The organism is Aquamicrobium terrae (genome assembly GCF_052978165.1).
This window is the reverse complement of record NZ_JBRKLZ010000001.1, coordinates 1,133,733-1,156,683: the sequence shown is the minus strand read 5'-3', so window position 1 is coordinate 1,156,683 and position 22,951 is coordinate 1,133,733. Positions and strand designations below refer to the sequence as shown.

Annotated in this window: 17 protein-coding genes and 1 tRNA gene; 8 read left to right on the top strand and 10 right to left on the bottom strand. The window is 60.0% G+C overall.

Features of this window, described 5'->3' with window-relative positions:
* Positions 1 to 358 precede the first annotated feature (358 nt).
* Together ACVCNR_RS05760 and ACVCNR_RS05755 are read left to right on the top strand one after the other, a co-directional pair.
* Complete coding sequence (locus ACVCNR_RS05760) at positions 359 to 1,447, top strand: thymidylate synthase (RefSeq protein ID WP_447074075.1); 1,089 nt, start codon at positions 359 to 361, stop codon at positions 1,445 to 1,447.
* Positions 1,444 to 2,382 carry an alpha-glutamyl/putrescinyl thymine pyrophosphorylase clade 3 protein gene (locus tag ACVCNR_RS05755; protein ID WP_447074074.1) on the top strand — a complete coding sequence of 313 codons (939 nt, stop codon included), beginning with the start codon at positions 1,444 to 1,446 and terminating at the stop codon, positions 2,380 to 2,382. The genes ACVCNR_RS05760 and ACVCNR_RS05755 overlap by 4 nt, the downstream gene beginning before the upstream one ends.
* Here ACVCNR_RS05755 and ACVCNR_RS05750 read toward each other — a convergent pair.
* The 3 genes from ACVCNR_RS05750 to ACVCNR_RS05740 all read right to left on the bottom strand — a co-directional run bounded on the left by ACVCNR_RS05750 (position 2,367) and on the right by ACVCNR_RS05740 (position 6,100).
* A complete protein-coding gene (locus ACVCNR_RS05750; RefSeq protein ID WP_447074073.1) occupies positions 2,367 to 3,404 on the bottom strand; it encodes an ImmA/IrrE family metallo-endopeptidase in 1,038 nt (345 codons plus the stop codon). The genes ACVCNR_RS05755 and ACVCNR_RS05750 overlap by 16 nt on opposite strands.
* A gap of 1,148 nt (positions 3,405 to 4,552) precedes the next feature.
* Positions 4,553 to 5,179, bottom strand: a complete 627-nt coding sequence (locus ACVCNR_RS05745; protein WP_447074072.1) for a retropepsin-like aspartic protease family protein — start codon at positions 5,177 to 5,179, stop codon at positions 4,553 to 4,555.
* Between the two features lie 552 nt (positions 5,180 to 5,731).
* Complete coding sequence (locus ACVCNR_RS05740) at positions 5,732 to 6,100, bottom strand: hypothetical protein (protein WP_447074071.1); 369 nt, start codon at positions 6,098 to 6,100, stop codon at positions 5,732 to 5,734.
* Between the two features lie 101 nt (positions 6,101 to 6,201).
* On the opposite strand from ACVCNR_RS05740, the gene relB reads away from it, so the two are divergent.
* A complete protein-coding gene (gene relB, locus ACVCNR_RS05735; RefSeq protein WP_447074070.1) occupies positions 6,202 to 6,450 on the top strand; it encodes a type II toxin-antitoxin system RelB family anti-toxin in 249 nt (82 codons plus the stop codon).
* Here relB and ACVCNR_RS05730 read toward each other — a convergent pair.
* The 3 genes from ACVCNR_RS05730 to cpdR all read right to left on the bottom strand — a co-directional run bounded on the left by ACVCNR_RS05730 (position 6,447) and on the right by cpdR (position 8,090).
* Positions 6,447 to 7,478 carry a site-specific integrase gene (locus ACVCNR_RS05730; protein WP_447074069.1) on the bottom strand — a complete coding sequence of 344 codons (1,032 nt, stop codon included), beginning with the start codon at positions 7,476 to 7,478 and terminating at the stop codon, positions 6,447 to 6,449. The two genes, relB and ACVCNR_RS05730, sit on opposite strands and share 4 nt — an antisense overlap.
* Positions 7,479 to 7,584: 106 nt before the next feature.
* A tRNA-Val gene (locus ACVCNR_RS05725) sits at positions 7,585 to 7,659 on the bottom strand.
* Positions 7,660 to 7,727: 68 nt separating this feature from the next.
* The gene (gene cpdR, locus ACVCNR_RS05720) at positions 7,728 to 8,090 is read right to left on the bottom strand and encodes a cell cycle two-component system response regulator CpdR (RefSeq protein WP_183831847.1); all 363 of its coding nucleotides are present in this window, start codon (positions 8,088 to 8,090) and stop codon (positions 7,728 to 7,730) included.
* A 152-nt stretch (positions 8,091 to 8,242) separates the two neighbouring features.
* Here cpdR and ACVCNR_RS05715 point away from each other — a divergent pair, with 152 nt between their 5' ends.
* Both ACVCNR_RS05715 and hisN read left to right on the top strand, forming a co-directional pair.
* Positions 8,243 to 9,184 carry an N-formylglutamate amidohydrolase gene (locus tag ACVCNR_RS05715; RefSeq protein ID WP_354193921.1) on the top strand — a complete coding sequence of 314 codons (942 nt, stop codon included), beginning with the start codon at positions 8,243 to 8,245 and terminating at the stop codon, positions 9,182 to 9,184.
* A gap of 93 nt (positions 9,185 to 9,277) precedes the next feature.
* A complete protein-coding gene (gene hisN / locus ACVCNR_RS05710) occupies positions 9,278 to 10,051 on the top strand; it encodes a histidinol-phosphatase (RefSeq protein WP_354193922.1) in 774 nt (257 codons plus the stop codon).
* 54 nt (positions 10,052 to 10,105) lie between these two features.
* Here hisN and ACVCNR_RS05705 read toward each other — a convergent pair whose 3' ends face one another.
* Positions 10,106 to 11,071 (bottom strand): alpha/beta fold hydrolase, encoded by a 966-nt coding sequence (locus ACVCNR_RS05705; RefSeq protein ID WP_354193923.1) that lies wholly within the window; start codon positions 11,069 to 11,071, stop codon positions 10,106 to 10,108.
* A gap of 438 nt (positions 11,072 to 11,509) precedes the next feature.
* Here ACVCNR_RS05705 and ACVCNR_RS05700 point away from each other — a divergent pair, with 438 nt between their 5' ends.
* Positions 11,510 to 11,980 (top strand): Hsp20 family protein, encoded by a 471-nt coding sequence (locus ACVCNR_RS05700; protein ID WP_354193924.1) that lies wholly within the window; start codon positions 11,510 to 11,512, stop codon positions 11,978 to 11,980.
* A 68-nt stretch (positions 11,981 to 12,048) separates the two neighbouring features.
* On the opposite strand, the gene ACVCNR_RS05695 is transcribed toward ACVCNR_RS05700, so the two are convergent.
* Positions 12,049 to 13,098, bottom strand: coding sequence for a threonine aldolase family protein (locus tag ACVCNR_RS05695; RefSeq protein ID WP_354193925.1), 1,050 nt, complete (start codon positions 13,096 to 13,098; stop codon positions 12,049 to 12,051).
* A 446-nt stretch (positions 13,099 to 13,544) separates the two neighbouring features.
* On the opposite strand from ACVCNR_RS05695, the gene gltB reads away from it, so the two are divergent.
* A complete protein-coding gene (gene gltB, locus ACVCNR_RS05690; RefSeq protein WP_447074068.1) occupies positions 13,545 to 18,272 on the top strand; it encodes a glutamate synthase large subunit in 4,728 nt (1,575 codons plus the stop codon).
* Positions 18,273 to 18,466: 194 nt separating this feature from the next.
* Complete coding sequence (locus tag ACVCNR_RS05685; protein ID WP_354193927.1) at positions 18,467 to 19,921, top strand: glutamate synthase subunit beta; 1,455 nt, start codon at positions 18,467 to 18,469, stop codon at positions 19,919 to 19,921.
* 316 nt (positions 19,922 to 20,237) lie between these two features.
* Here the strand turns inward: ACVCNR_RS05685 and ACVCNR_RS05680 are convergent, their stop codons facing one another.
* Both ACVCNR_RS05680 and ACVCNR_RS05675 read right to left on the bottom strand, forming a co-directional pair.
* The gene (locus tag ACVCNR_RS05680; protein WP_447074067.1) at positions 20,238 to 21,476 is read right to left on the bottom strand and encodes an SGNH/GDSL hydrolase family protein; all 1,239 of its coding nucleotides are present in this window, start codon (positions 21,474 to 21,476) and stop codon (positions 20,238 to 20,240) included.
* Positions 21,477 to 21,574: 98 nt separating this feature from the next.
* Positions 21,575 to 22,798 carry a lytic murein transglycosylase gene (locus tag ACVCNR_RS05675; RefSeq protein ID WP_354193929.1) on the bottom strand — a complete coding sequence of 408 codons (1,224 nt, stop codon included), beginning with the start codon at positions 22,796 to 22,798 and terminating at the stop codon, positions 21,575 to 21,577.
* Positions 22,799 to 22,951: the final 153 nt, after the last annotated feature.

Here is a 22,951-nt window from a genome sequence, read left to right as displayed (position 1 = left end):
AGCTCGGCCGGCTTCAACCGATATGACTTTGAAGGAGGAAATCGAAACCCCTATAATATATCCATAATTAGTTGATTTATTCTTATAATTTTATAACCTGTCGATTAATTTTGTACCAAAAAATCTACCAAAACTATCGGCTTCTTTTGTGCATAAGTGATCTGATTGTTAGGGTATACGCAATATCTGACCTTGCAGAGAACTCAAGGATGGCTGGTTGACTGCGGAGGGCAGTTTGGTCGTGAGTATGCAGGGGATAACTTGAAATTCACTAGTGTATAAATCATTTACCGCCTAAATTATTGTTGCTTCTGTGAAGTTGAGGGTTGGGGCCAGCCAAAAATGAGGTTGAGGGAGATTGTTTCACGCGAGCGAAGATAGCCTAGATGATCTATTGAGAGCTGTTTTTAAACAGTTACTCACCGGGCGAGGAAATTTCGAGGTCGAGTCTGATAAAGGTAAAAGCACCGAAGTCTTCAGTGCTCTTTTGGAGCTGAGGAACCCCCGGGCGCGGCTAAGTCGATCTTTCTCGAAAGCAAAAGCTTTCAGTCCACTTGGAGAGTTGTTCTGGTACCTTTCTGGGAGTGATTGCGTCGAGTTCATTAAGCACTACATCCCGAGATACCCGAAATTGATCAAAGATGAGGTTAAGGCAAACGGCGCCTATGGTCCAAGAATTTTTGGAATGAACGCACAGGCTAAGAGTGAGGGCGCCAGCGAATGGGATAGAGTAATAGGTACGTTACGTGAACGAGAGGGTTCAAGAAACGCGCTTATTCAGATTTATGACAACTCAGATGCAAAGCCGAAAAATGGCGATAAGCCGTGCACCTGCACTATTCAATTCGTAGTGAGAAACAAGCAGCTTTTGATGCATACCCATATGCGTTCCAACGATGCGTTCTTCGGTCTTCCACACGACATCTTTACTTTTACGATGTTGCAAGAGATTGCAGCTCGCGAATTAGGCTTTGGATTAGGCCGATATACACACTCAGTGACCAGCCTCCATCTCTATCATGACAGTGACGCCACAAAGGATCGACCAGCAAATAAATCCATGTCCGGCGCAAAAATCTATTTTAATGAAGGGCTTCACGACTTCTCGCCGATGCCTGAAATGCCTTTGGGAAATCCGTGGACGAGCATCGAACAGGTGAAGATTGCGGAGAGAGAAATTCGAACTGGGAATATTGATTATCCCACACCAACAACTCTCGCCCCCTATTGGTGTGACTTCATAGAGATATTCAGGATTCACAAAATTTTTGAAGATATGAAGAAGCGTGGTGAGGATCTGAAGAGTGAAAGGCCAGAGTTACGAAAGGTCATCCATCTTATGCGCGGTATGTCACCAGTTTATAGAATATACATACTCGGCAGACTGGAACGAAAGCAAGTTCCTATTCGGGACCTTTTCGAGTATGCAAATGGGGACGGTGAATGATAGGCCTCCACAAAGACAGGATAGACGAATTCCTTACGAAAATCGGGCAGATAAACCAACATTTTGGCCCTCTTCCTGGCATTGCAACGGCTCCACGGAGGCATTGTTGGGCACAACAGATCGTGTCCAGCCTTCGTCGAATTTCGTACACTGACACTTTGCTTGTACGAGCGGTAGATTCGTTGAGATGCGTTCCGTATTCTGGAATTTTCGACCCGATTAGAGGAGTTCTTTATCTCCATCGCAACGGACATTTGGACGAAGCGGTTTGGCTTACGTTTATCCTCACCCACTTCGGCAAACACGCGGTGGACGAGTGGAAGCTTGCCGAGAATGTCTATGGTTCTTTCGGGGTAGGGCCCACTTGGACTTTTGCTGAATACACCTCCAATGTAGCAGCGTTCGAGAATATGCTCGCTGCAAATCAGAACAACCTGGAAAACGTCAACGTATCCGGTCGATTTTCAAACCATCGGAAATTCGAAAGCAAGAAACCACAAGAGATAGCAAAGACATTTCGTACTTTCCATGAATGGCAGACTGAGTTTGGCGATTTTCGTGAAAGGCTGATCGTAACGCATGCACAAGTCGGGCAAGAGCCGCAAGCGACTTTTGATGCGCTCTACAAATCAATGAGGAACGTTTCTCGCTTCGGTAGAGGACGCCTAGGTCGCTTCGATTTTCTTACAATGCTAGGCAAGCTGCAAATCGCTCCCATTTTCCCTGGCAGCGTCTACTTGGACAAAGCATCAGGGCCTCTCGATGGCGCACGGTTGTTGTTATTTGGTGATCGGAAACATAAGATCACAGGTAAAGCCTTGGAGCCGCGCGTTGATGCTCTGGACGACATTCTCCAGGTGGGAAAACAGGTTATTGAAGACAGCCTATGCAACTGGCAAAAGAGCCCAGATGCTTACGTTTATTTTCGAGGCTGAGAAAGAATCGGGAGCGTAGTGTTCCCATCCCATCTGTACCGACGCTTCAAATCGTTGAATTGGTGAGGCTGTAGAACTCCGGCTTTCTGAAGCTGTCCAACAATGATGCCCGGTGTAACGCCGGCTTTACGTGCGATTCTGCGGGCATTTGAGCGTGTTGGTATAGCGTTCAACATCTCATCCCTAAGATCAACTGGGATGAGCGTATTTTGTGCGAAAGTGTCAGCTTCGTCCTCGAATTGTGATCCACCTAGTGGGGAGGGGTCACCGCCATCCACCGAAATGTGGTCGGTACCATGTAGGATAACGTGTGCCGCCTCATGAAAAAAAGTGAACCAAAAATGGTCTTCGCTCAAATGGCGAAAACTAAGCAAGATGACCGGATTGCCTTTTGTGTTCGTCCATGTGGCACCGCTTGCTCGACACCCTTTCGGAGCCTTCGTACTTACCAAGCCAACGCCATACTTTGCACAGGCATGCTGTAATTTTGGAAAAAATGCGTCAGGGCGCTTGTAAACACAAAGTTTCTTTAACTCGGGTAGGTGCTTCTTAAAATCGCGCGCAGAAAATTTCTCAAGTGGTAGTTTTTCGCATTGCACCTCGCCCACGCGCAACCAAGCCAACGTTGCCATTTCGTCGGCCTCAAAGGCAAACGATGTTCGAAACGCCACTTGGCCAATCCCCGCGGAATATCGATCATTCCAGCTGCTAATGCTATCGCATCCAAAAAATCGCAGAATATCTTCAGATAAACGTTCGTCGCGCGATCCCTTTGGTAACCAGCCGAGTTCGCGCAGGGCTTGAACTGGGAACGATTTCCCCCAAGTGGACAGCGAGGGCGTATCCACCGAACTGCTAACCCGTGCCTTGTCGGCAATAAATTGATTGTATCGTTCGCTCCAAAACTGGCGTGACGCACCCAGTTCTGCGGACAATGCGTCCGCGATTTCATCGCTGATCCTAACACGCCCTTCCATTATTCCAGAGAACACGTCGTCTTCGAAGCCAATGCGCTCAGCCAATTCGTGTATCGGAACATTACTAATCGCTGCAATCCGAGAGATAGTGTCCCCCGGTGGGGAGGCCCAGTTTGGTTCAAACATTAAGCTACCACCTTCCCGTCAACCGTTATGGACTTCAGATGGATTCTATGAGCATCTTTCCACGCATCATGGTCTTTGCCGGAGGCGACCATCACGGTTTGCAACGTGCAACCAGTAGAGACAAACCACTCAAGTTCAAAGCACTCTCCGTTTCTTTTTGATGATCTTGGGCCACCTGGTACGTCAGCCGCGAACAAGGCCGCCCTGAAATCTGCCACCAAACCGATGAAAGCCTGACCGCTTTCACCTCCCAGATGATGGTAAGCTTTCTGGGGTTCTGTTGCCAAGTCCCTCATCAGTTTGCTCGAAAACGTCGGTTCCAAGAACTTCGCATCCCGCCGTCCATACGATTGCGGTTCCACTCGGCGTGCATGAAGCCGAATCATCGCGCAACTTATTATCAGAACAGATGAGCCATTCGGAAAGAGCCTACTTAGCTCGCCCTTCGAAATAAAATTGCCTTTTCTGGATTAAGGCAAACGGTAGATTGGTGCCGGAAGCGTCAACATGTTGGTGCAGTTGAGCGTTAGCTTTCGCATATTTGAAGTTCGCAAGCTAACAGTCCGCTTTCTGTCCCATTTTTGCTATGCCTTTCGGCTTACTGGTTAATGATTGGCGATATTCCTTGCTTGCGGAAGCACGCCGCCTGATGCGTTGCAGGTAGTGACCAGTATAATCACCAATCGTTCAGTTTGAACGGAAGCTGGAGATTTCGTTCGTAGAGGAGCCACCGTACAAAACGAATTGGTTCCAGATTGAAGACGCAGGTTATTTGGAAGGCGATTTTGATAAGATCACAGAAAACCTGATTGCCACACTAGATGGTCTGGGAGGCGATACCCCAGCATCTCAGTTTCTCAGGGCCGGACTGTGGGCGAACGAAGAGGTGGAGGTTTTCATCGGGGCGGTATCGGATGACGTTACCTTCACGATATGCGCAGGAACTGTCTCCGTTCATTTTCGAATCGATTCATCCTTTATTTCTGACGGTGACGCAGCTTGTTACGTCGAGAGCAATGTACCTTCTCAGATAGAGTTGACAGACCTAATTCGCCCCGTGATCGACGCTACTCCGCAGCTGAAACCACCCATTTGCCCTTCGCAAAGGTAATGTCGAATCTGGCGAGGAATGATCGCCCAAGCAGCCCGTCTATGTCCTCTCCCAGTGCATCGGATTGCTGCATCGCGATCCCTTGGACCTTCTCGGCCTTGACCTTTCCGACACGCACAGAATCCATTGTCACTCGGTTGCCCTTCGCAATTCCGTTAGCGGTGCCAAGAAGGATTTCACTATCCTTCGAATACTTCAGCCCGGCTCGCTCAGCAAACGATCTGGACACCGAAACCAGCGCAGCACCCGTATCGACCACGAATCTGCCCTTCACACCGTTCACATAGACGTCAGCATAGATAACCCCTGACGCGTTTGGCTGATGGCGGAATGTGTCCCGTCCCGTCGCATAGTCCGTTGTGCAGTCGCCCTTTTTCTTCAGGTTCCCAACAAGGAAATTGAGTTGGCTGTTGTCATGTTCCCCGTTGGCTGCCACCCATGTCTGAAGCGCGCTAGCAGCTTCACAGAACTCCCGTTTGGCTTCATATGCGAGAGACAAGCGCTTGAAGATGCCATAGCTTGTTTTTGACGGGTCGTTGATCAGGGAAATCGTCGTCAGATAATCGGATATGGCTTGATCCATGTTCCCAAGAGCCTCATTCGATCTGGCTCGAAGGTAATAACCGCCGGGATTTTCTGCCGTGTCCTCTATGTATCGCCCTATGGCTCTTAGCGCGGCAGGGTGGTCTCCAATTTGCTCATAGATATTGGCCGCGTACCAAGTGGCAGTGTTGGCCTTTCCACAAGACCTATCGTAATATTCATAGAGGGTTGCTGCATTCCGCCGCTGGCCATCCTTTGATAGCTGTTCAGCAAGATTGTAGACTGCATTCCAGTCACAAGGTTCGTTATAGGCACCTGTCAGATACCGCGAAAGAAGAGTTTTTCCATCAAGGGAAATAGATAGATTTGAGAAACCGAATTTATCCGAAATGGTTTTCAGATTTTTATTTTCTTCATCTATCTGTTAAACTCGTTTTTTAGCTTCTACTTCGTTTCTCTCCTGTTTTCTTTTATGCTCTTGATAGATAAAGTATCCAGAAACGGAAGATAGAATTAAAAATATCACCAGAAATACATATATGAACGTATTTCGACCTTCCTCATGCTCCATTGGTTTCCCGCCCTTACAACTCTATTTTCTGATATAAGCAGGTATATTGACAGGAAAAACAATTCTCATGTCTTTTTGAAGCGGTGTTTTCGAAAGTTTTATAGGGTTTTTGAAAACATCATTAACTAGATATGTTGCTTGCTTTGTAGCATTCTTATTTCGTATTTTTGTTGCTGTTCCATTTCCGTTCTTGTCGATAGTCATATGAACGAGAACTGATTGATACCGCCCATTTGTGACCTCGTGGAAGCGATATTCGTTCTTCCGAATGAAATGCTGAAGCTCACTTTTGATGCTTGCTCTCCACTTCTCTATTTCTGGTGAAGCAGCATTTGCCGTGCCTATCGCAACGATAAAAATACCAAGCGCCAAAATGATACGTTTGAACATGCTTCCCCCAGTTGCAGAGCCCATAGGCCCGCGCTGATTTGCCCCGCGATACACATTATAGTTGATAAACCGAAGCCGCCGAACCTGCAATCCGTCCGTGTATGGATATGCGGAAATTGGTTGGTCGGAACTTCGCCCGGTTGCGCCGGGAAGCCGGATTCACTCAGGAACAGGCCGCTGAAGAATCTGGTTTCAGCCAGCAATACATCAGCGATCTTGAGCGAGGTAAGCGCAATCCAACCGTCATTACCCTTTTCCATCTCGCCCACGCGCTCGGCGTGAGCCATGTCGATCTGGTAATGCCCGATGATGGGGAGGATGAGGGTAATCCTTCTGGAAAGCCGTCCTAGCCGTTCAAAGCGTCCTCACAAGTCCCATTCAGCTTTCTGGCCAGCTTCCCTTGGTCAGCGTGAGCGTATCTAAGAAGCATTCTTATGTCCCTGTGACCGCTGATCGATGCCACTTCCGGCACGGTAAGCCCTTTCTCGAAAAATCGGGAAATCGCCTCATGGCGCAGATCGTGGAAATGCAGATCGTCCAGCTTTGCCCTTTTGGTCAGCTTGTCCCATGCGAGACGCACCGCAACAGGGGTAAGCGGAAAGATACGTTCATTTTGGGCTTTGGCCTTGTCGCTCATGACGGCCATGGTTGTTTCAAGGAGGGCTACCGCCAGAGAAGACAGGGGAATGACCCTCGAATAGCCGTTCTTGGATTCCCTGATGATTGCCGTACAGCGTTCAATATCAACGTCACGGTATTTCAGGGCCAGCATCTCGCCCCGTCTCATGGCTGTTTCCAGCGCCAGCCGAACGATTGGGATCAGAAACGGGTTACGGGTCTTTTTCCCTGCTTCCAGCAGCTTGTCGAGTTCGCCTTCCCGTAGCCGCCTGTCGCGCTTGTTGTCTTTGACCTTCAAGGAAAGGTCCGAAAGCGGATTGCCACGGAGAGGAAGCAACCAATCCACTCTTGCAACCTCGAACATGTTGCTGAGCGGAGAAAGTTGGCGCTTGAGGGATTTTGCAGTGATCGTTTTCAGCCGCTCGTCTCGATAGGACGCAAAATCGGCTGTCGTCAGTTCGGAGAGGCGCTTTTTGCAGATTTTATGCCGAAGGAACGCCTCAAGCATGATCCTCTCGATGTCGGCTGCTTTTTTTGACGGGACGACTTCTTCCAGGTAGCGCTGCACAAGCTCGCCAAGCGTGATCCGTTCAAGTTCCTTTCTGTCGGGGCCAAGCTCGCCTCTATCCGCCAGTCTCTCTTGGTGTCTCGCCCATTCCTTGGCGTCTGCCAGAAGGGCAAATGTCTTGCTTAAAGGGGCAATGCCCTTTCTGCGAATCTGCACGTGATATTTGTCGCGCTTCTTCCGAATCGTTGCCATGCGGGACCCTTTGCTGTGCCCAGTTTGTGACCAGCAGCTAAATCAAGGGTCTTTCGGAGGGATTCGAATTGATAGCTAAGTTCTTGAAAAGCTATCAGAAATCGGATGGTGGGCGTACCAAGGATCGAACTTGGGACCCCTTCGATGTCAACGAAGTGCTCTCCCGCTGAGCTATACGCCCATCCAATGGCGCGCATACATCATTTTTGCCCCGGGCCGTCAATAGCGCGGGGCGGAAATTTTATCGCCTCACGCCGCCTGCAGCATCTTTTCCACCTCGTTGACGAGGTCGCGCAGATGGAACGGCTTGGACAGCACCTTGGCGTCGCGCGGCGCCTTGGAATCGGGGTTGAGGGCGACGGCGGCAAAGCCGGTGATGAACATCACCTTGAGGTCGGGATCGATCTCGGTGGCGCGGCGCGCCAGCTCGATGCCGTCCATCTCGGGCATGACGATGTCGGTCAGGAGCAGCGAGAAGGGCTCCTCGCGCAGCCTCTCATAGGCGCTCGCGCCATTGTCGAAGTCGCTCACCTGGTAGCCGGCGCGCTCCAGCGCCTTGACCAGGAAGCGTCGCATATCGTCATCGTCTTCCGCCAGCAGAATGCGTGCCATAGTGTCCCGTCCGAATCACCAACTCGGCCGGCTCATGCCAAGCCCGATAATTACGCTGTATATGAGTCGGTCGTGGTAAAGATCAAGTGAAGACGGCACTTGCCCTGCCGCGAGCGCTGCCGAAGCGAAATGCTGGACAGGCCCCGCGCCGGATGGCAGTTTCGAAATATGACGTGGCGTCCTCCAGAGGTTCAGCGAAATTGACGACAGCGGCCGAGGATTTTTCGGTTGTACCCGCCTTCGAGGTGCGGGCCGCCGCAGAGCAGCGTGTGCCCTTCGTGTTTAGCTCGCCGCACAGCGGCCGGCACTATCCCGAGCGCTTCCTGGCCATGAGCAGGCTCGGCGCGCATGATGTGCGCCGGTCGGAGGATTGCTATGTCGACGAGCTGTTCGGTGGTGCGGTCATGCTCGGCGCGCCGCTTCTGGCGGCCAATTTCCCGCGCGCCTATCTCGATGCCAACCGCGAACCTTGGGAGCTCGATCCGCGCATGTTCGTGGAGCCGGTGCCGCCCTACTGCAACATCCGTTCGGCCCGGGTGGCGGGCGGGCTCGGCACCGTGCCGAAGCTGGTGGGGGAGGGGTTCGACATCTACGCCGGCCGGCTGCCGCTGGCCGAGGCGGTGATGCGGATCGAAACCGTCTACAAACCGTTTCACGAGACGCTGAAGCGGCTTTTGGCGCGGACCCAGGCCGCCTTCGGCTTTGCCGTGCTGATCGACTGCCATTCCATGCCGGCCGGGGTGCGCGTGAGCGAGACCGGCCTGCGGCCCGATTTCATCGTCGGCGACCGCTTCGGCACCTCGGCCTCGGGCGCGCTGACGGCCACGGCGATCGATCTGCTTTCGGCGATGGGCTATTCCGTTGCCCACAACAAGCCCTATGCCGGCGGCTTCATCACCGAGCATTACGGACGCCCGGCGCGCAAGGCGCATGCGGTGCAGGTCGAGATCAATCGCGGCCTCTACATGAACGAGCGCACGCTGGAGAAGACCGCCGGCTTCGACGCGCTGGTCGCAGACATGACGCAGTTCTGCGCCGACCTGATGGCGCTGTCCGATCATCATTTCCTCGCCCCGCCGCTGGCCGCCGAATAAGTCCTCTCTGCCACGTGACTTTGCCGCCTTCTTTGCTATGACGAAGCCTTGCCCGGACAGGCAACGGCCCGTCGCATTCCTCAGGAGACCGAATTGCATATTTCACCCGATTTCCTCCGGCGGGTCGCCAAGGTCGCCGCGGCCGAGACCCTTCCGCGTTTCCGCGCCCAGGGCGCCGTCGACAACAAGGAGGCGGGCGGCTTCGATCCGGTGACTGAAGCCGACCAGCAGGCGGAACTGGCTATTCGCCGGCTCATCAACACGGAGTTCCCGGAACACGGCATTCTGGGCGAGGAACATGGCAGCGAAAACCTTACCAGCCGCCATGTGTGGGTGATCGATCCGATCGACGGCACCCGCGCCTTCATTTCCGGCTTGCCCGTGTGGGGCACCCTGGTGGGGTTGACCGTGGATGCCGATGCGGTGGCGGGCATGATGTCCCAGCCCTTCACCGGCGAGCTGTTCTATGCCGACGGTTCCGGTTCGCATTATGACGGGCCGGGCGGCGCGCGGCGGTTGTCGGCCCGCAAGACGGTGAACCTTGCCGACGCCATCTCCTTCACCACGACGCCGGCCCTGTTCAAGGGCGACATGCGCCAGCGCTACAACAGCTTCGAGGGCAAGGTGCGGCTGGCCCGCTACGGCACCGACTGCTACGCCTTCGCCATGCTGGCGGCGGGATGCGTCGATATCGTCATGGACCCGGGGCTGAAGCCCTATGACATCGTGGCGCTGATCCCGATCATCGAGCAGGCGGGGGGCGTGGTCACCACGTTCGACGGCGGTCCGGCCGAAAACGGCGGCGACATCCTGGCCGCCGCCACGCCGCAATTGCACGAGGCCGCCATGGCTGCTTTACGTGGATGAGCCTGTCGCCCGAAAGCGGGAGCCGGTTTCGACCTGCGTAAAGGCTAGGTCCGCTCAGGCGGCGGTGAAGATTTCTTCCTCGTTGCCCGGCACGAAGGCATCGAAGGCCGCGAGCAACTGTTCGCGGTAGAAATCGGCTTCCTGCAGGATTTCGTGGCGGGCGCCATCGATGGTCAGCAGCGACGACAGGCGCAGATATCTGGCGTAGCGGGCGATCGCCCGGGTGGAGACGACGGTGTCGGCCCCGGCTGCGACGATGAGCGTGGGGATGCGCATGCGGGCCATGAAGTCCGGCCGGCTGACAGCCAGGGCGGCGGCGCTTGCGGCGCGCAGCCAGCGCACGGTCGGCCCGCCGAGCGCCAGGCGGGGATGCGCGTCGAACATGGAGGTGTTGCGCCTGTAGCGCGCCGGATCGGATGTCAGCTCGTTGACTTCGAAGGGCGCAGCGGCCTTGGGCGGACCCCATTTGACATAGAGGCGGCCGAGGCCGAGCAGGGTGAGTACCGTCGTCATCAGCCGGATCGCCTTCATCGAATAGCACTGCCCCGGAATGCCGAGGAAGGGCGTGAGCAGCACCATGCGCTGGACGCGGTTGACCAGTCTGGGCGAAGCGAGCAGGGCGACCAGCGCGCCGGTCGAGTGGGCGAGAATGTAATAGGGGCCGCGACAGTCCGGCAGCACGATTTCCTTGAAGAATATGTCCAGGTCGTCGGCATAGTCGCGGAAGCTGCGGACATAGCCGCGCTGCGGGTCACGGATCAGCCTGTCGGAGCCGCCCTGGCCGCGCCAGTCGAGCGTCGCGGTGCCGAGGCCGCGTGCGGAGAGGTTGCGCACCGTCTCGAAATATTTCTCGATGCACTCGTTGCGGCCCTGGAGCAGGATCACGGTTCCCTTTTCGGGCCGACCCGTGGCCGCGAAACGGGCATAGCGGATCTGCCTGCCGTCACGGGCCTTGAAGAACCCGCCGACGGCATTGTCGGGAAGCGGGTTGTCCGGGGTGTTGAAGAAATGCTCTGTCATCCGGCCGTCGGCCTGTGCTGCGGGTCAGGCCATGGTGATAGGAAGGGCCGAGGCATATTGCAAAGGAAATCCCGTGCAAGAGCAATTCCAGCAAAAGCGCACGCGGAAAATGAGCAAGCGGAGCCGGAAGTCGCCTTAAACGACTTCCGGCCGCTGACGATCCGGATGGAAGGGACGTTACATCCGGTTCGGCTCTGGTCTGGCATCGGCGCCTTTCCGTTGCAGCTATAGGAATAGCCAAGGTCACCTGAACGGGTTTTGAGCGCCGCGTTCATCGGGCGTTCATCGACGCCTTCGCCGAGGCCTTGAAAGTGTTTTTGGGTGCCCCCAAATGTATCGGGCGGTCGCCGATGTCGGGGCTGCTGGCTCAGGAAGTGCCCAGTCAGGGCTTCCGAAGGGTCACAACGCAAACCTTGTTGCTCGACAGGAGAACACACCATGCGTCACGTTGATTTTTCCCCCCTCTACCGCTCGACCGTAGGCTTCGACCGCCTCTTCGGCATGCTGGACACGCTTGCCCAGCCCGAAGGTGGCCAGTCCTATCCGCCCTACAACATCGAGAAGACCGGCGAGGATGCCTATCGCATTTCCATGGCGGTGGCCGGCTTCGCTGAGGACGAGATTTCCATCGAGGCCCACCGCAATGTGCTGACCATCAAGGGTGAGCGCAAGGAAGAGACGGAAAGCGACGGCTCCGAGTTGCTTTATCGCGGCATCGCCTCGCGCGCCTTCGAGCGCCGCTTCCAGCTTGCCGATCACGTCGATGTCGTCGGCGCGGCCCTCCGGAACGGCCTGCTGCACATCGACCTGAAGCGCAACATTCCCGAGGAACTGAAGCCGCGCAAGATCGCGATCGCCTCGGTGAATGGCGATACGTCCAGGCAGATCGAGGCCAAGACCGTCAACTGATCTTCTCTCATTCCTCCCGAGAGAGAGGCGGCGCGGGGAAACCCGCGCCGCTTTTTTGTTGGCCGGTGTCAGCCGACGAGGGAGGCGAAGCGGTCGATGTCTTCCGCCGTGGTGGCGAAGCTGGTGACGAAACGGTAGAGTTTTTCGTTCTCGCCAAGCGTTTCCGTGGAGCCTGCCGGCAGCGGCCAGTCGTAGAAGGCGGCGCCTGCCGCCTGCAATTTTTCCGCACGGTCGTCGGTGATGACGGCAAAGACCTCATTCGCCTGCGGCTGCCAGCCAAGGCGCAGGCCGGGCGCAGCCTCGATGGCGGCGGCAAGGCTGGCAGCCATGGAGTTGGAATGGCGGGCATTCTCCAGCCACAGATCGTCACGGAAATAGGCGTCGAACTGGGCCGCGACGAAACGCGATTTGGAAAAGAGCTGGCCGGCGCGCTTGCGCAGGAAGGCAAGCTCGCGGGCCCGGCCAGGGTCGAACACGACGATGGCTTCCGCGCACCAGCAGCCGTTCTTGGTGCCGCCGAAGGACACGATGTCGACGCCGCGCTTCCATGTCATCTCGGCGGGCGTCGTCTCCAGCGCGACCAGCGCGTTGGCGAAGCGGGCGCCGTCCAGGTGGAGCGGCAGGGAATGGCGCTTGGCGAGGGCGGAAATCGCGGCGATCTCGTCCAGCGAATAGACGGTGCCGATTTCGGTCGACTGGGTGATGGAAACGGCGGTCGGGCGCCCGGCGTGGACGAATTCCGGCACGAAACGGTCGAGCGCGCGCTCCAGTTCGCCGGGGTCGATGCGGCCGAGCGCGCCGCCTATGCCATGCAGGCGCCCGCCGCCGGACAGATATTCCACCGCGCCGCACTCGTCCTCCATGACATGCGCCTGCGTATGGCAGAAGGAGATGCCGCCGGGCTTGCCGTATGAGGCCAGCGAAAGGGCGTTGGCCGCCGTGCCCGTCGCCACGAAGAACACCGCCACCTCGTGTTCGAAGATTTCGCCGAAGCGGTCGCAGACCGCCTTGTCGAGATCGCCATCGCCATAGGCGGCGCTGAAGCCGCCGGCCGCACCCGACAGGCGGGCGGCAATGGCAGGATGGGCGCCTGCCCAGTTGTCGGAAGCGAAGAACATTTGCGGCTCCATTGCTGAGGTGGGTTCCGGCGCGCAATTGAGCCGTTTCGCGGGCGGCTGACAAGATGCGCGGGATGACTGCGGCGCATGCATGCCGGGAGGAAGGGCAGCGGTCTTGCAAGGATCGACGGAAAGTTTCTCCCGGCTGGGTGCCTCCGCAACTTTCTATCCAAAAGCGCGAATTTTTTTCATGAATCGGTCTTGTGTGCTTTTTTGATTTCTGCCATAGAAATTTAGGACAGTAATGCTGTCTTATTTATCCGCGCAAGGCAGTCCGGATCAGCGTATAGTACGATGATCGATCCGACTGGTGGCGCAAGCGGCTTTTCCCCGCTGACCGGCGGGGCTCGAAGAGTTCTCGCCAGCGGTACGCATACCCAACCGGGAGCCGGATGCTCCCTAGGCAACCAGACGCCTCTCCGGCGCGAAAATGGAGGATGACAGCGATGACGCATGTGACGCCATCTGTGACGACGGACCTGAGGCCGGCCGCACAGACCGAGGCGGCCACCTTCAAACGCATCGCTACCCGAGGCATACCGCCATCCGCGCAGGGCCTCTACGACCCGCGCAACGAGCACGATGCCTGCGGCGTCGGCTTCATCGCCCAGATGAAGAACGTGAAGTCGCATCAGATCGTCCTCGACGGCCTCCAGATGCTGGAGAACCTGACCCATCGCGGCGCGGTGGGCGCCGACCCGCTGGTCGGCGACGGCGCCGGCGTGCTGGTCCAGATTCCGGATCGCTTCTTTCGCGAGGAGATGGCGGGGCAGGGCGTCGAACTGCCGCCAGCCGGCGGCTATGGCGTCGGCCACTGGTTCATGCCGCAGGACACCGCCTTGCGCGCCCATATCGACGATGTGATCGTCGAGTCGGCGCAGTCCGAAGGCTTCGCGGTGCTCGGCTTCCGCGACGTGCCGGTCGACAACGCCTCGCTGTCCCGGGCGCCGGACATCGTGGCCGCCGAGCCGTTCCACCGGCAGGTGTTCTTCGGCCGTCCCGCCGATGCCGGCGACGACGACGAGTTCGAGCGCCGGCTCTTCATCCTGCGCAAGGTCATCTCCGGCCGCATCTATGCCGAGAACGACAATCGCGACGTCGGCTCCTATTGCGTGTCGCTGTCGGCGCGCACCATCGTCTACAAGGGCATGTTCCTGGCCAATCAGGTGGGCGCCTACTACAGGGACCTTCTCGACCCGCGCTTCGAATCGGCGCTGATCCTCGTCCACCAGCGCTTTTCCACCAACACCTTCCCGTCGTGGAAGCTGGCGCATCCCTACCGCATGGTCGCGCACAATGGCGAGATCAACACGGTGCGCGGCAACAACAACTGGATGGCGGCGCGCCAGGCCTCGGTGGACAGCGAGCTGTTCGGCAACGACATCTCGAAGCTGTGGCCGATCTCCTATGAAGGCCAGTCCGACACGGCCTGTTTCGACAACGCGCTCGAATTCCTGTTCCAGGGCGGCTACAGCCTCGCCCACGCCATGATGATGCTGATCCCGGAAGCCTGGGCCGGCAACAAGCTGATGAGCGAGGAGCGCAAGGCGTTCTACGAGTATCATGCCGCCCTCATGGAGCCGTGGGACGGACCGGCCGCCGTGGTGTTCACCGACGGTCGCCAGATCGGCGCAACGCTGGACCGCAACGGCTTGCGGCCCGCGCGCTACATCGTCACCGACGACGACCGCGTGATCCTCGCCTCCGAGGCCGGCGTGCTGCCGGTGGCGGAAGAGCATGTCGTCACCAAGTGGCGCTTGCAGCCGGGGCGCATGCTGCTGATCGACCTCGAAAAGGGGCGCATCGTCACCGACGAGGAGATCAAGACCGAGATCGCCACCAGGCATCCCTACAGGAAGTGGCTGGCGAACACGCAGCTCATCCTGGAGGACCTCAACCCGGTCGAACCGCGCGCGCTGCGCAAGGACGTGTCGCTGCTCGATCGCCAGCAGGCCTTCGGCTACAGCCAGGAAGACCTGAAGCTGCTGATGGCCCCGATGGCCACCACCGGGCAGGAAGCCGTGGGCTCGATGGGCACGGATACGCCGATCGCGGCGATGTCGGACAAGCCGAAGCTGCTCTACACCTACTTCAAGCAGAACTTCGCGCAGGTCACCAACCCGCCGATCGATCCGATCCGCGAGGAGCTGGTGATGAGCCTCGTCTCCTTCATCGGGCCGCGGCCGAACATCTTCGACCTTATCGGCTCCTCGCGCCGCAAGCGGCTCGAGGTGCGCCAGCCCATCCTCACCAATGCCGATCTGGAGAAGATCCGCTCCATCGGCCATACCGAGGAGCGCTTCGACACCAAGACCATCGACATCACCTATTCGGCGACCGAAGGGGCGGCGGGCATGCCGGCCGCCATCGAGCGGCTGTGCGAGCGCGCCGAGGCGGCTGTGGCTGGCGGCTACAACATCATCATCCTCTCCGACCGCCAGATCGGGCCGGACCGCATCGACATCCCGACGCTGCTGGCCACGGCGGCGGTGCACCATCATCTCATCCGCAAGGGGCTGCGCACCTCGGTCGGGCTGGTGGTGGAATCGGGCGAGCCGCGCGAAATCCACCATTTCTGCTGTCTCGCCGGTTATGGCGCGGAGGCGATCAACCCCTATCTCGCCTTCGATACGCTGATCGACATGCACACCAAGGGCCAGTTCCCGCCGGAAGTGGACGCGCAGGAACTGGTGACCCGCTACATCAAGTCGATCGGCAAGGGCATCCTGAAGGTCATGTCCAAGATGGGCATCTCGACCTACCAGTCCTATTGCGGCGCCCAGATTTTCGACGCCATCGGGTTGCAGTCCGAATTCGTGGACAAGTACTTCACCGGCACCGCCACGCTGATTGAGGGCGTGGGGCTCGAGCAGATCGCCGCCGAGACGGTCGCGCGCCACGCCTCCGCATTCGGCGACGACCCGGTGCTGCGCCGGGCGCTGGAGGTGGGCGGCGAATACATGTTCCGCATGCGCGGCGAGGCCCACGCCTGGACGCCGGATGCGGTGGCGACCCTGCAGCATGCGGTGCGGCACGGCTCGGCCGAGACCTTCAAGCAGTTCTCCGAGCAGGTCAACGACGCGGCTGCCAGCGCCCACGCCATCCGCGGTCTGTTCCGGATCAGGACGGCCGAGGAGGTCGGCCGCAAGAAGGCGCGGCTGGACGACGTGATGCCGGCGTCGGAGATCGTCAAGCGTTTCTCCACCGGCGCCATGTCCTTCGGCTCGATCAGCCGCGAGGCGCACACCACGCTGGCCATCGCCATGAACCGCATCGGCGGCAAGTCGAACACCGGCGAGGGCGGCGAGGAGCCGGACCGCTACCTGCCGCTGCCGGGCGGCGGGGCCAACCCCGAGCGCTCGGCGATCAAGCAGATCGCGTCCGGCCGCTTCGGGGTGACCACCGAATATCTCGTCAACTCCGACATGATGCAGATCAAGGTCGCGCAAGGGGCCAAGCCCGGCGAGGGCGGTCAGCTTCCGGGCCACAAGGTCGATGCCACCATCGCCAAGACCCGGCATTCGACGCCGGGCGTCGGCCTCATTTCACCGCCGCCGCACCACGACATCTATTCGATCGAGGATCTGGCGCAGCTCATCTACGACCTGAAGAACGTCAACCCGCGGGCCGATGTCTCGGTTAAGCTGGTGTCGGAGGTGGGCGTCGGCACGGTCGCGGCCGGCGTCGCCAAGGCGCGCGCCGATCACATCACCGTCTCCGGCTATGACGGCGGCACGGGCGCCTCGCCGCTCACCTCGCTGAAGCATGCCGGCAGCCCGTGGGAGTTGGGCCTCGCCGAAACCCACCAGACGCTGGTGCTGAACGGCCTGCGCAGCCGCGTGGCCCTGCAGGTCGACGGCGGTCTGCGCACCGGTCGCGACGTCATCATCGGCGCGCTGCTGGGGGCCGACGAATTCGGCTTCGCCACCGCGCCGCTCATCGCGGCCGGCTGTATCATGATGCGCAAGTGCCACCTCAACACCTGTCCGGTGGGCGTGGCGACGCAGGACCCGGTTCTGCGCAAGCGCTTCAAGGGCACGCCCGAGCATGTCATCAACTACTTCTTCTATGTGGCGGAAGAGGTGCGCGAGCTGCTGGCGGAAATGGGCTTCACCCATCTCGACCAGATCATCGGCAACACCGAACTGCTGGAGAAGCGGGCACTCATCGACCACTGGAAGGCCAGGGGGCTCGATTTCTCCCGCCTGTTCCACAAGCCGGACGCGCCGGCCGAGCAGACGCACTGGACCGAGCGCCAGAAGCACCCGATCGACGATGTGCTCGACCGCAAGCTGATCGCGCAGGCCATGCCGGCGCTGGAGGCGAAGCAGGCGGTGCGCATCGAGGTGCCGATCCGCAATGTCGACCGCTCGGCCGGCGCCATGCTGTCCGGCGAGGTCGCCAGCCGCTTCGGCCACAAGGGGCTGCGGCCGGACACCATCTCGGTCACGCTGACCGGAACCGCCGGCCAGTCCTTCGGTGCCTTCCTGGCGCGCGGCGTGTCGTTCGACCTGATCGGAGACGGCAACGACTATGTCGGCAAGGGCCTGTCGGGCGGCCGCATCGTCATCCGCCCGCCGCAGGACACCAGGATCGTCGCCGCGGACTCCATCATCGCCGGCAACACCGTGCTCTACGGCGCCATCGAGGGCGAGGCTTATTTCGCCGGCGTTGCGGGCGAGCGCTTCGCGGTGCGCAATTCCGGCGCCATCGCCGTCGTGGAGGGCGTGGGCGACCATGGCTGCGAATACATGACCGGCGGCGTGGTGGTGGTGATCGGCCGCACCGGGCGCAACTTCGCGGCGGGCATGTCGGGCGGCGTCGCCTATGTGCTCGACGAGGAGGGCGATTTCGCCCAGCGCTGCAACATGGCCATGGTCGAGCTGGAGCCCGTGCCGGAGGAGGATGACATGCTGGAGAAGCTGCATCACCACGGCGGCGACATCGACCACAAGGGCAGGGTGGACGTGTCGGACGACATGACCAGCCATGACGAGGAGCGGCTCTACCAGCTCATCCTCAACCATGTTCATTATACGGGGTCGCAGCGGGGCCGTGCCATTCTCGATGACTGGGCGAGCTACCGGCCGAAATTCCGCAAGGTGATGCCGGTCGAATACCGGCGCGCCCTGCAGGAAATGGAGCGGGCCCGCATGAACGTGGCAGCGGAATAGGGATGGGCACGCTGCTCTTCCTCTATGGGGTTCCGCCAGACCTCAAACCGGGAGCGCGTCCGCGCTAAGCTGCGGGCCGCATGGTTGCGGCTCCCGAACCGCCCGGGCGTCTGGCGCCCGGAATTGTCGGCACCCGTACGAACGGTCCGCGCGCCATGCGCCTGCGGGCCGCACGAAAAGGTCAAGGAACCATCATGGGCAAGGTAACAGGTTTTCTGGAAATCGACCGGCAGGTCCACAAGTACCAGCCGGCCTCCGATCGTATCCGTCATTTTCGCGAGTTCACGCTGCCCATGTCGGACAGCGAGGTGGAAAAGCAGGCGGCGCGCTGCATGGATTGCGGCGTTCCCTACTGCCACGGGCCGACCGGCTGCCCGGTGCACAACCAGATCCCGGACTGGAACGACCTCGTCTACAATGGCGAGTGGGAGACGGCGATCCGCAACCTGCACTCCACCAACAATTTCCCGGAATTCACCGGCCGCATCTGCCCCGCGCCGTGCGAGGAAGCCTGCACGCTGAACCTCGAGGACATTCCCGTCGCCATCAAGACGGTGGAACAGGCGCTGGCCGACAAGGCCTATGAGATCGGCTACATCCGGCCCTATCCGCCGCAGACGAAGACCGGCAAGCGCGTCGCCATCATCGGCTCCGGCCCGGCCGGCATGGCCGCCGCCCAGCAGCTCGGCCGCGCCGGCCATGAGGTGCATGTCTACGAACGCGAAAGCCGCCCCGGCGGGCTGATGCGCTACGGCATCCCGGACTTCAAGATCGAGAAGCACTTCATCGACCGGCGCATCGAGCAGATGCAGGGCGAGGGCGTGACCTTCTTCTGCGGCGTCAATGTCGGCGTCGACAAGAGCATGGACAGCCTGCTTTCCGAGTATGACGCGGTGCTTTATTGCGGCGGCTCCGAAACGCCGCGCGCCGCCGGCATTCCCGGCGCCGATCTCGACGGCGTGCACGACGCCATGCCCTATCTCGTGCAGCAGAACCGCCGCGTCGGCGGGGAAGACATCCAGTCGGTGGCGTGGCCGGCGCCCCCGATCCTCGCCAACGGCCAGCATGTCGTGGTGGTCGGCGGCGGCGACACCGCCTCCGACTGCGTCGGCACCGCCTTCCGGCAGGGTGCGGTGCGCGTCACCCAGCTCGATATCCGCCCGCAGCCGCCCGAGAAGGAGGACAAGCTTTCGGTGTGGCCCTATTGGGCGACCAAGATGCGTACCTCCTCCAGCCAGGCCGAGGGCGCCAAGCGCGAGTTCCAGGTGGCGACGCTGGAATTCATCGGAGAGGACGGCAAGCTCACCGGCGTGAAGTGCTGCGAGGTGGATGAAAAGCGCAAGCCCATTGCCGGTAAGGAATTCGTCATCCGCGCCGACCTCGCCTTCATCGCCATCGGCTTCGCGGGTCCGTTCAGCCAAGGGGTGCTGTCGGAACTTGGCGGGCGCATGAAGACGATGATCGACAATCGTCGTTCCACCAACATCGCCGCCAACGACCGCGATTACCGCACCAGCGTCGAGCGTCTGTTCGCCGCCGGCGATGCGCGGCGCGGCCAGTCGTTGGTGGTGTGGGCGATCCGCGAGGGCCGTCAGGCCGCGCGTGCCATCGACGAGGCGCTGATGGGCGCGACGCTGCTGCCGCGCTGAAGCATTTTGTAGGCAAGTGGAATCACTTGACGTCGCATAAATGCGGCGAAAACAAACAGATAGAGCGGCAGCCCGAATTTATTCGGGCGTCCGCCGCTCTTAGATCATTTCCAGTTCCGGTAGAAACGGCCCCTCACCCTTACCCTCTCCCCGCCTGCGGGGAGAGGGTAAGGGTGAGGGTCGCGAATAGTAGCCTTCCTTCGTGCAGGCGGAGAGGTTGGGGGCCTCACCTGAATTGCTCCGGCAACCACGCCATCGTGATCCCGGAAGTCTGCCGCAGCGAAGCGAAGGCGACCGGAAAGGGTCTCTCCAGCCGTCAGTTCCCGCGCGCTACCGAACCCGTGGCGCCGTCCGGCGCGGCAATGGTCGCCTTGCGCTGCGGCGGCCAGGTGAAATTGTCGGCCCGGCCGGGAGAGGCGGTGGCGGGCTCGCGCTTGTCCTGCGCCTTCCCGGCGTTGTTGTTCGGAGTCGGCAGCGAGGCGCCGAGCAGTTCGGTGCCGCCGTCCAGCGCCGGATCGCTGAGCAGCATCGGCGGCGTGCGATCGAGCGGGGCCAGCGGGGCACTGGGTGCGTCCGGGGCCGGCGCCAGCGGCACGGGAGCGGCGGTTGTCGCATTGGGCGAGGCCAGCCCGAGCAGCTTCAGAAGCGGCTTTTCCGTGTAGAAGGCGACCTTGCGCTTGCCGGCGCGGGTCATGTTGATGCCGTCCTCGCCGCGCAGCGTCACCGGCTGGCCGTTGATGTCCGGCCCGCGCGAGATGAAGGCGCCGTTCTCGTCGACGAAGCCTTCCCAGATGTCGACGAACTCGCCGCCGGCCGTTTCGGCGGCGTCACGGTAGATCTCGTTCAAGGCCAGCATGTCGGAGGTCATGCTGCCGGGCCTGAAGGAGGGCATGCCCACCCACAGGAAGGGAAGCTTCGCGTGGGCGATCTGCTTGCCGAAAGCCACTGTGCGCTTCTGGTATTCCGCGGTCCAGCCTTCCGTGCGCGGGGCCTCGCGGGTGTCGCCGACCTTCATCTGCTGGCGGTCGTTGGAGCCCATCATTACCAGCACGACGGCGGGTTTCTCGGCCTGCAAAATGGCGCCGATCTCGCCCGGCCAGTTGTAATAGTCGTCACGGACGAAACCGGAGGAGCCGTTGGAGCGGTCCACCACACGCACGGCCGGGTTCTCGGCGAAGACGGTGGTCAGCCCGTCGGCCAGGCCGCTGGCCATGAAATCGCCCACCACTAGCACGACCCGCGCATCCTCGGCCTTCTCGACCACGGGTACGGGAGGCGGTGCCGGTTGCGTGGGCTTGCTGCGCGCCGTGCTCTTCTTGCGGGGCTCGCCCCCGCCTGCCCTCGGCCGTTGCCGTTGCGGAGCCTCGGCCGGAGGTTCAACGCGCTCGGCTCGGCGCGGTGAAAACAGGTTGCGCAGCCAGGGCCGCAGCTGCAAATCCTGTGCAAGGGCCGGCGGGGCCTGCAAGGCCGCGCCCATGCCGAAGATCAGGACGACGACGCCCGCGAAAGCGGGCTTCCTGATCCTTCCGATCCGTTGCGCCAGTGGCAAAGCCAAGCCGACCTCTCCTTGTGACCCCTTCCTTGGGCGACCCTTCCCTGCGAAAGCGCCGGTCGCGACATAGACGGCCGGCGCTGGGGGATCGGATGTGGCGGCTACTTGCGCCGAAGCCGCGACAGCACTTCCATGCTCGGATGGCCGTCCTGCTCCATGCCTGCCTGCGCCTGGAAGGCCATGATCGCCGCCCGCGAACCCGAGCCGATCTTACCATCGAACTTGCCGTCATAGTACCCGTAGGCCGACAGGCGCTGCTGCAGCTCCTGCCGCTCGGTGAAGCTCAGCTTGGTGAAGGGGCGGTTCCAGTCCTGCGCCAGCCCGCCATAGCCGGCGATCTGGTCGGCCAGGAGGCCCACGGCCAGCGCATATTTGTCGGCATTGTTGTAGCGCTTGATGACCGAGAAGTTCTTGATGACGAGGAAGGCGGGTCCCTGGCGGCCGTCGAGAGCCTTCAGCTCGGCCTGCTCCGAACCGCTGACGAAAGGCTTGCCGTTGGCGCGCTTGACGCCGATGGATGCCCATTTGTCGAGCGACATCGAGCCGCTGGGGAACTTGCGGCCGGGCGGCAACACCACCTCGTAGCCCCAGGTGCGGCCGCTCTGCCAGCCGTTCTTGCGCAGCAGGTTGGCGGCGGTCGCCAGCGCGTCGGGAATCGAGCCCCAGATGTCGCGCTTGCCGTTGCCGTCCATGTCCACGGCATAGGCCTGATAGCTGGTGGGGATGAACTGGGTGTGGCCCATCGCGCCCGCCCACGAGCCGGTGAGGTGGCTCTCGTCGATGTCGCCGCTTTGCAGGATCTTCAGCGCGGCGATGAGCTGGGTGCGGGCGAACTTGGCCCGGCGCTTGTCGGCATAGCCCAGCGTGGCCAGCGAGCGCACAACGGAGCGCATCACGTCCTGCCGCTTGAGGATCTCGCCGTAGTTGGATTCCATCGACCAGATCGCCAGCAGCACATGGCGGTCGACGCCGAAGCGCTGCTCGATGCGGTCGAGCCACGGCTTCCACTTGCGCGCCATTTCACGGCCGGTGGCGACCGACTCGTCATGGACGCGGTTGTCGAAATAATCCCAGGCAGGCGCCACGAATTCGGGCTGGTAGCGGGCCTTTTCCAGAACCACCGGATCGATCTCGGTGATGCCCCGGAAAGCGCGGTCGTAGACGGCGCCGGAAACGCCGCTCTGCACGGCGGTGGTGCGGAAACTGGCCACCCATTGGCGGAAGCCGGCATCGGCGAAGGCTGAACCCGCCGGCATCAGCAGGGCGAATGACAGGCCTGCCACGGTCAGGGCGCGCATGAAGGGGCGTGCTTTGCGATCGGACATCTGGTTCTCCTAAGATCTGCCGGAAAGCCATCCATTGCCGGAATTCGGTTAGGATTTAGTTTACCATAGGTCCCTGCGGGAACGAAAATGTGCATGGACGGGTTTAAAGCAGGGGGAACGCCCGAATTTGGTCATTCAGTATTCCTCAATGCT

What these genes read in the sequence shown, in the direction of transcription:
- ACVCNR_RS05755 (WP_447074074.1), top strand. Translation starts at nt 1,444, where the DNA reads ATGATAGGCCTCCACAAAGACAGGATAGACGAATTCCTTACGAAAATC.
- ACVCNR_RS05745 (WP_447074072.1), bottom strand. Translation starts at nt 5,179, where the DNA reads ATGGATCAAGCCATATCCGATTATCTGACGACGATTTCCCTGATCAAC.
- ACVCNR_RS05740 (WP_447074071.1), bottom strand. Translation starts at nt 6,100, where the DNA reads ATGTTCAAACGTATCATTTTGGCGCTTGGTATTTTTATCGTTGCGATA.
- relB (WP_447074070.1), top strand. Translation starts at nt 6,202, where the DNA reads ATGGATATGCGGAAATTGGTTGGTCGGAACTTCGCCCGGTTGCGCCGG.
- ACVCNR_RS05730 (WP_447074069.1), bottom strand. Translation starts at nt 7,478, where the DNA reads ATGGCAACGATTCGGAAGAAGCGCGACAAATATCACGTGCAGATTCGC.
- cpdR (WP_183831847.1), bottom strand. Translation starts at nt 8,090, where the DNA reads ATGGCACGCATTCTGCTGGCGGAAGACGATGACGATATGCGACGCTTC.
- ACVCNR_RS05715 (WP_354193921.1), top strand. Translation starts at nt 8,243, where the DNA reads ATGGCAGTTTCGAAATATGACGTGGCGTCCTCCAGAGGTTCAGCGAAA.
- ACVCNR_RS05705 (WP_354193923.1), bottom strand. Translation starts at nt 11,071, where the DNA reads ATGACAGAGCATTTCTTCAACACCCCGGACAACCCGCTTCCCGACAAT.
- ACVCNR_RS05700 (WP_354193924.1), top strand. Translation starts at nt 11,510, where the DNA reads ATGCGTCACGTTGATTTTTCCCCCCTCTACCGCTCGACCGTAGGCTTC.
- ACVCNR_RS05695 (WP_354193925.1), bottom strand. Translation starts at nt 13,098, where the DNA reads ATGTTCTTCGCTTCCGACAACTGGGCAGGCGCCCATCCTGCCATTGCC.
- gltB (WP_447074068.1), top strand. Translation starts at nt 13,545, where the DNA reads ATGACGCATGTGACGCCATCTGTGACGACGGACCTGAGGCCGGCCGCA.
- ACVCNR_RS05685 (WP_354193927.1), top strand. Translation starts at nt 18,467, where the DNA reads ATGGGCAAGGTAACAGGTTTTCTGGAAATCGACCGGCAGGTCCACAAG.
- ACVCNR_RS05675 (WP_354193929.1), bottom strand. Translation starts at nt 22,798, where the DNA reads ATGTCCGATCGCAAAGCACGCCCCTTCATGCGCGCCCTGACCGTGGCA.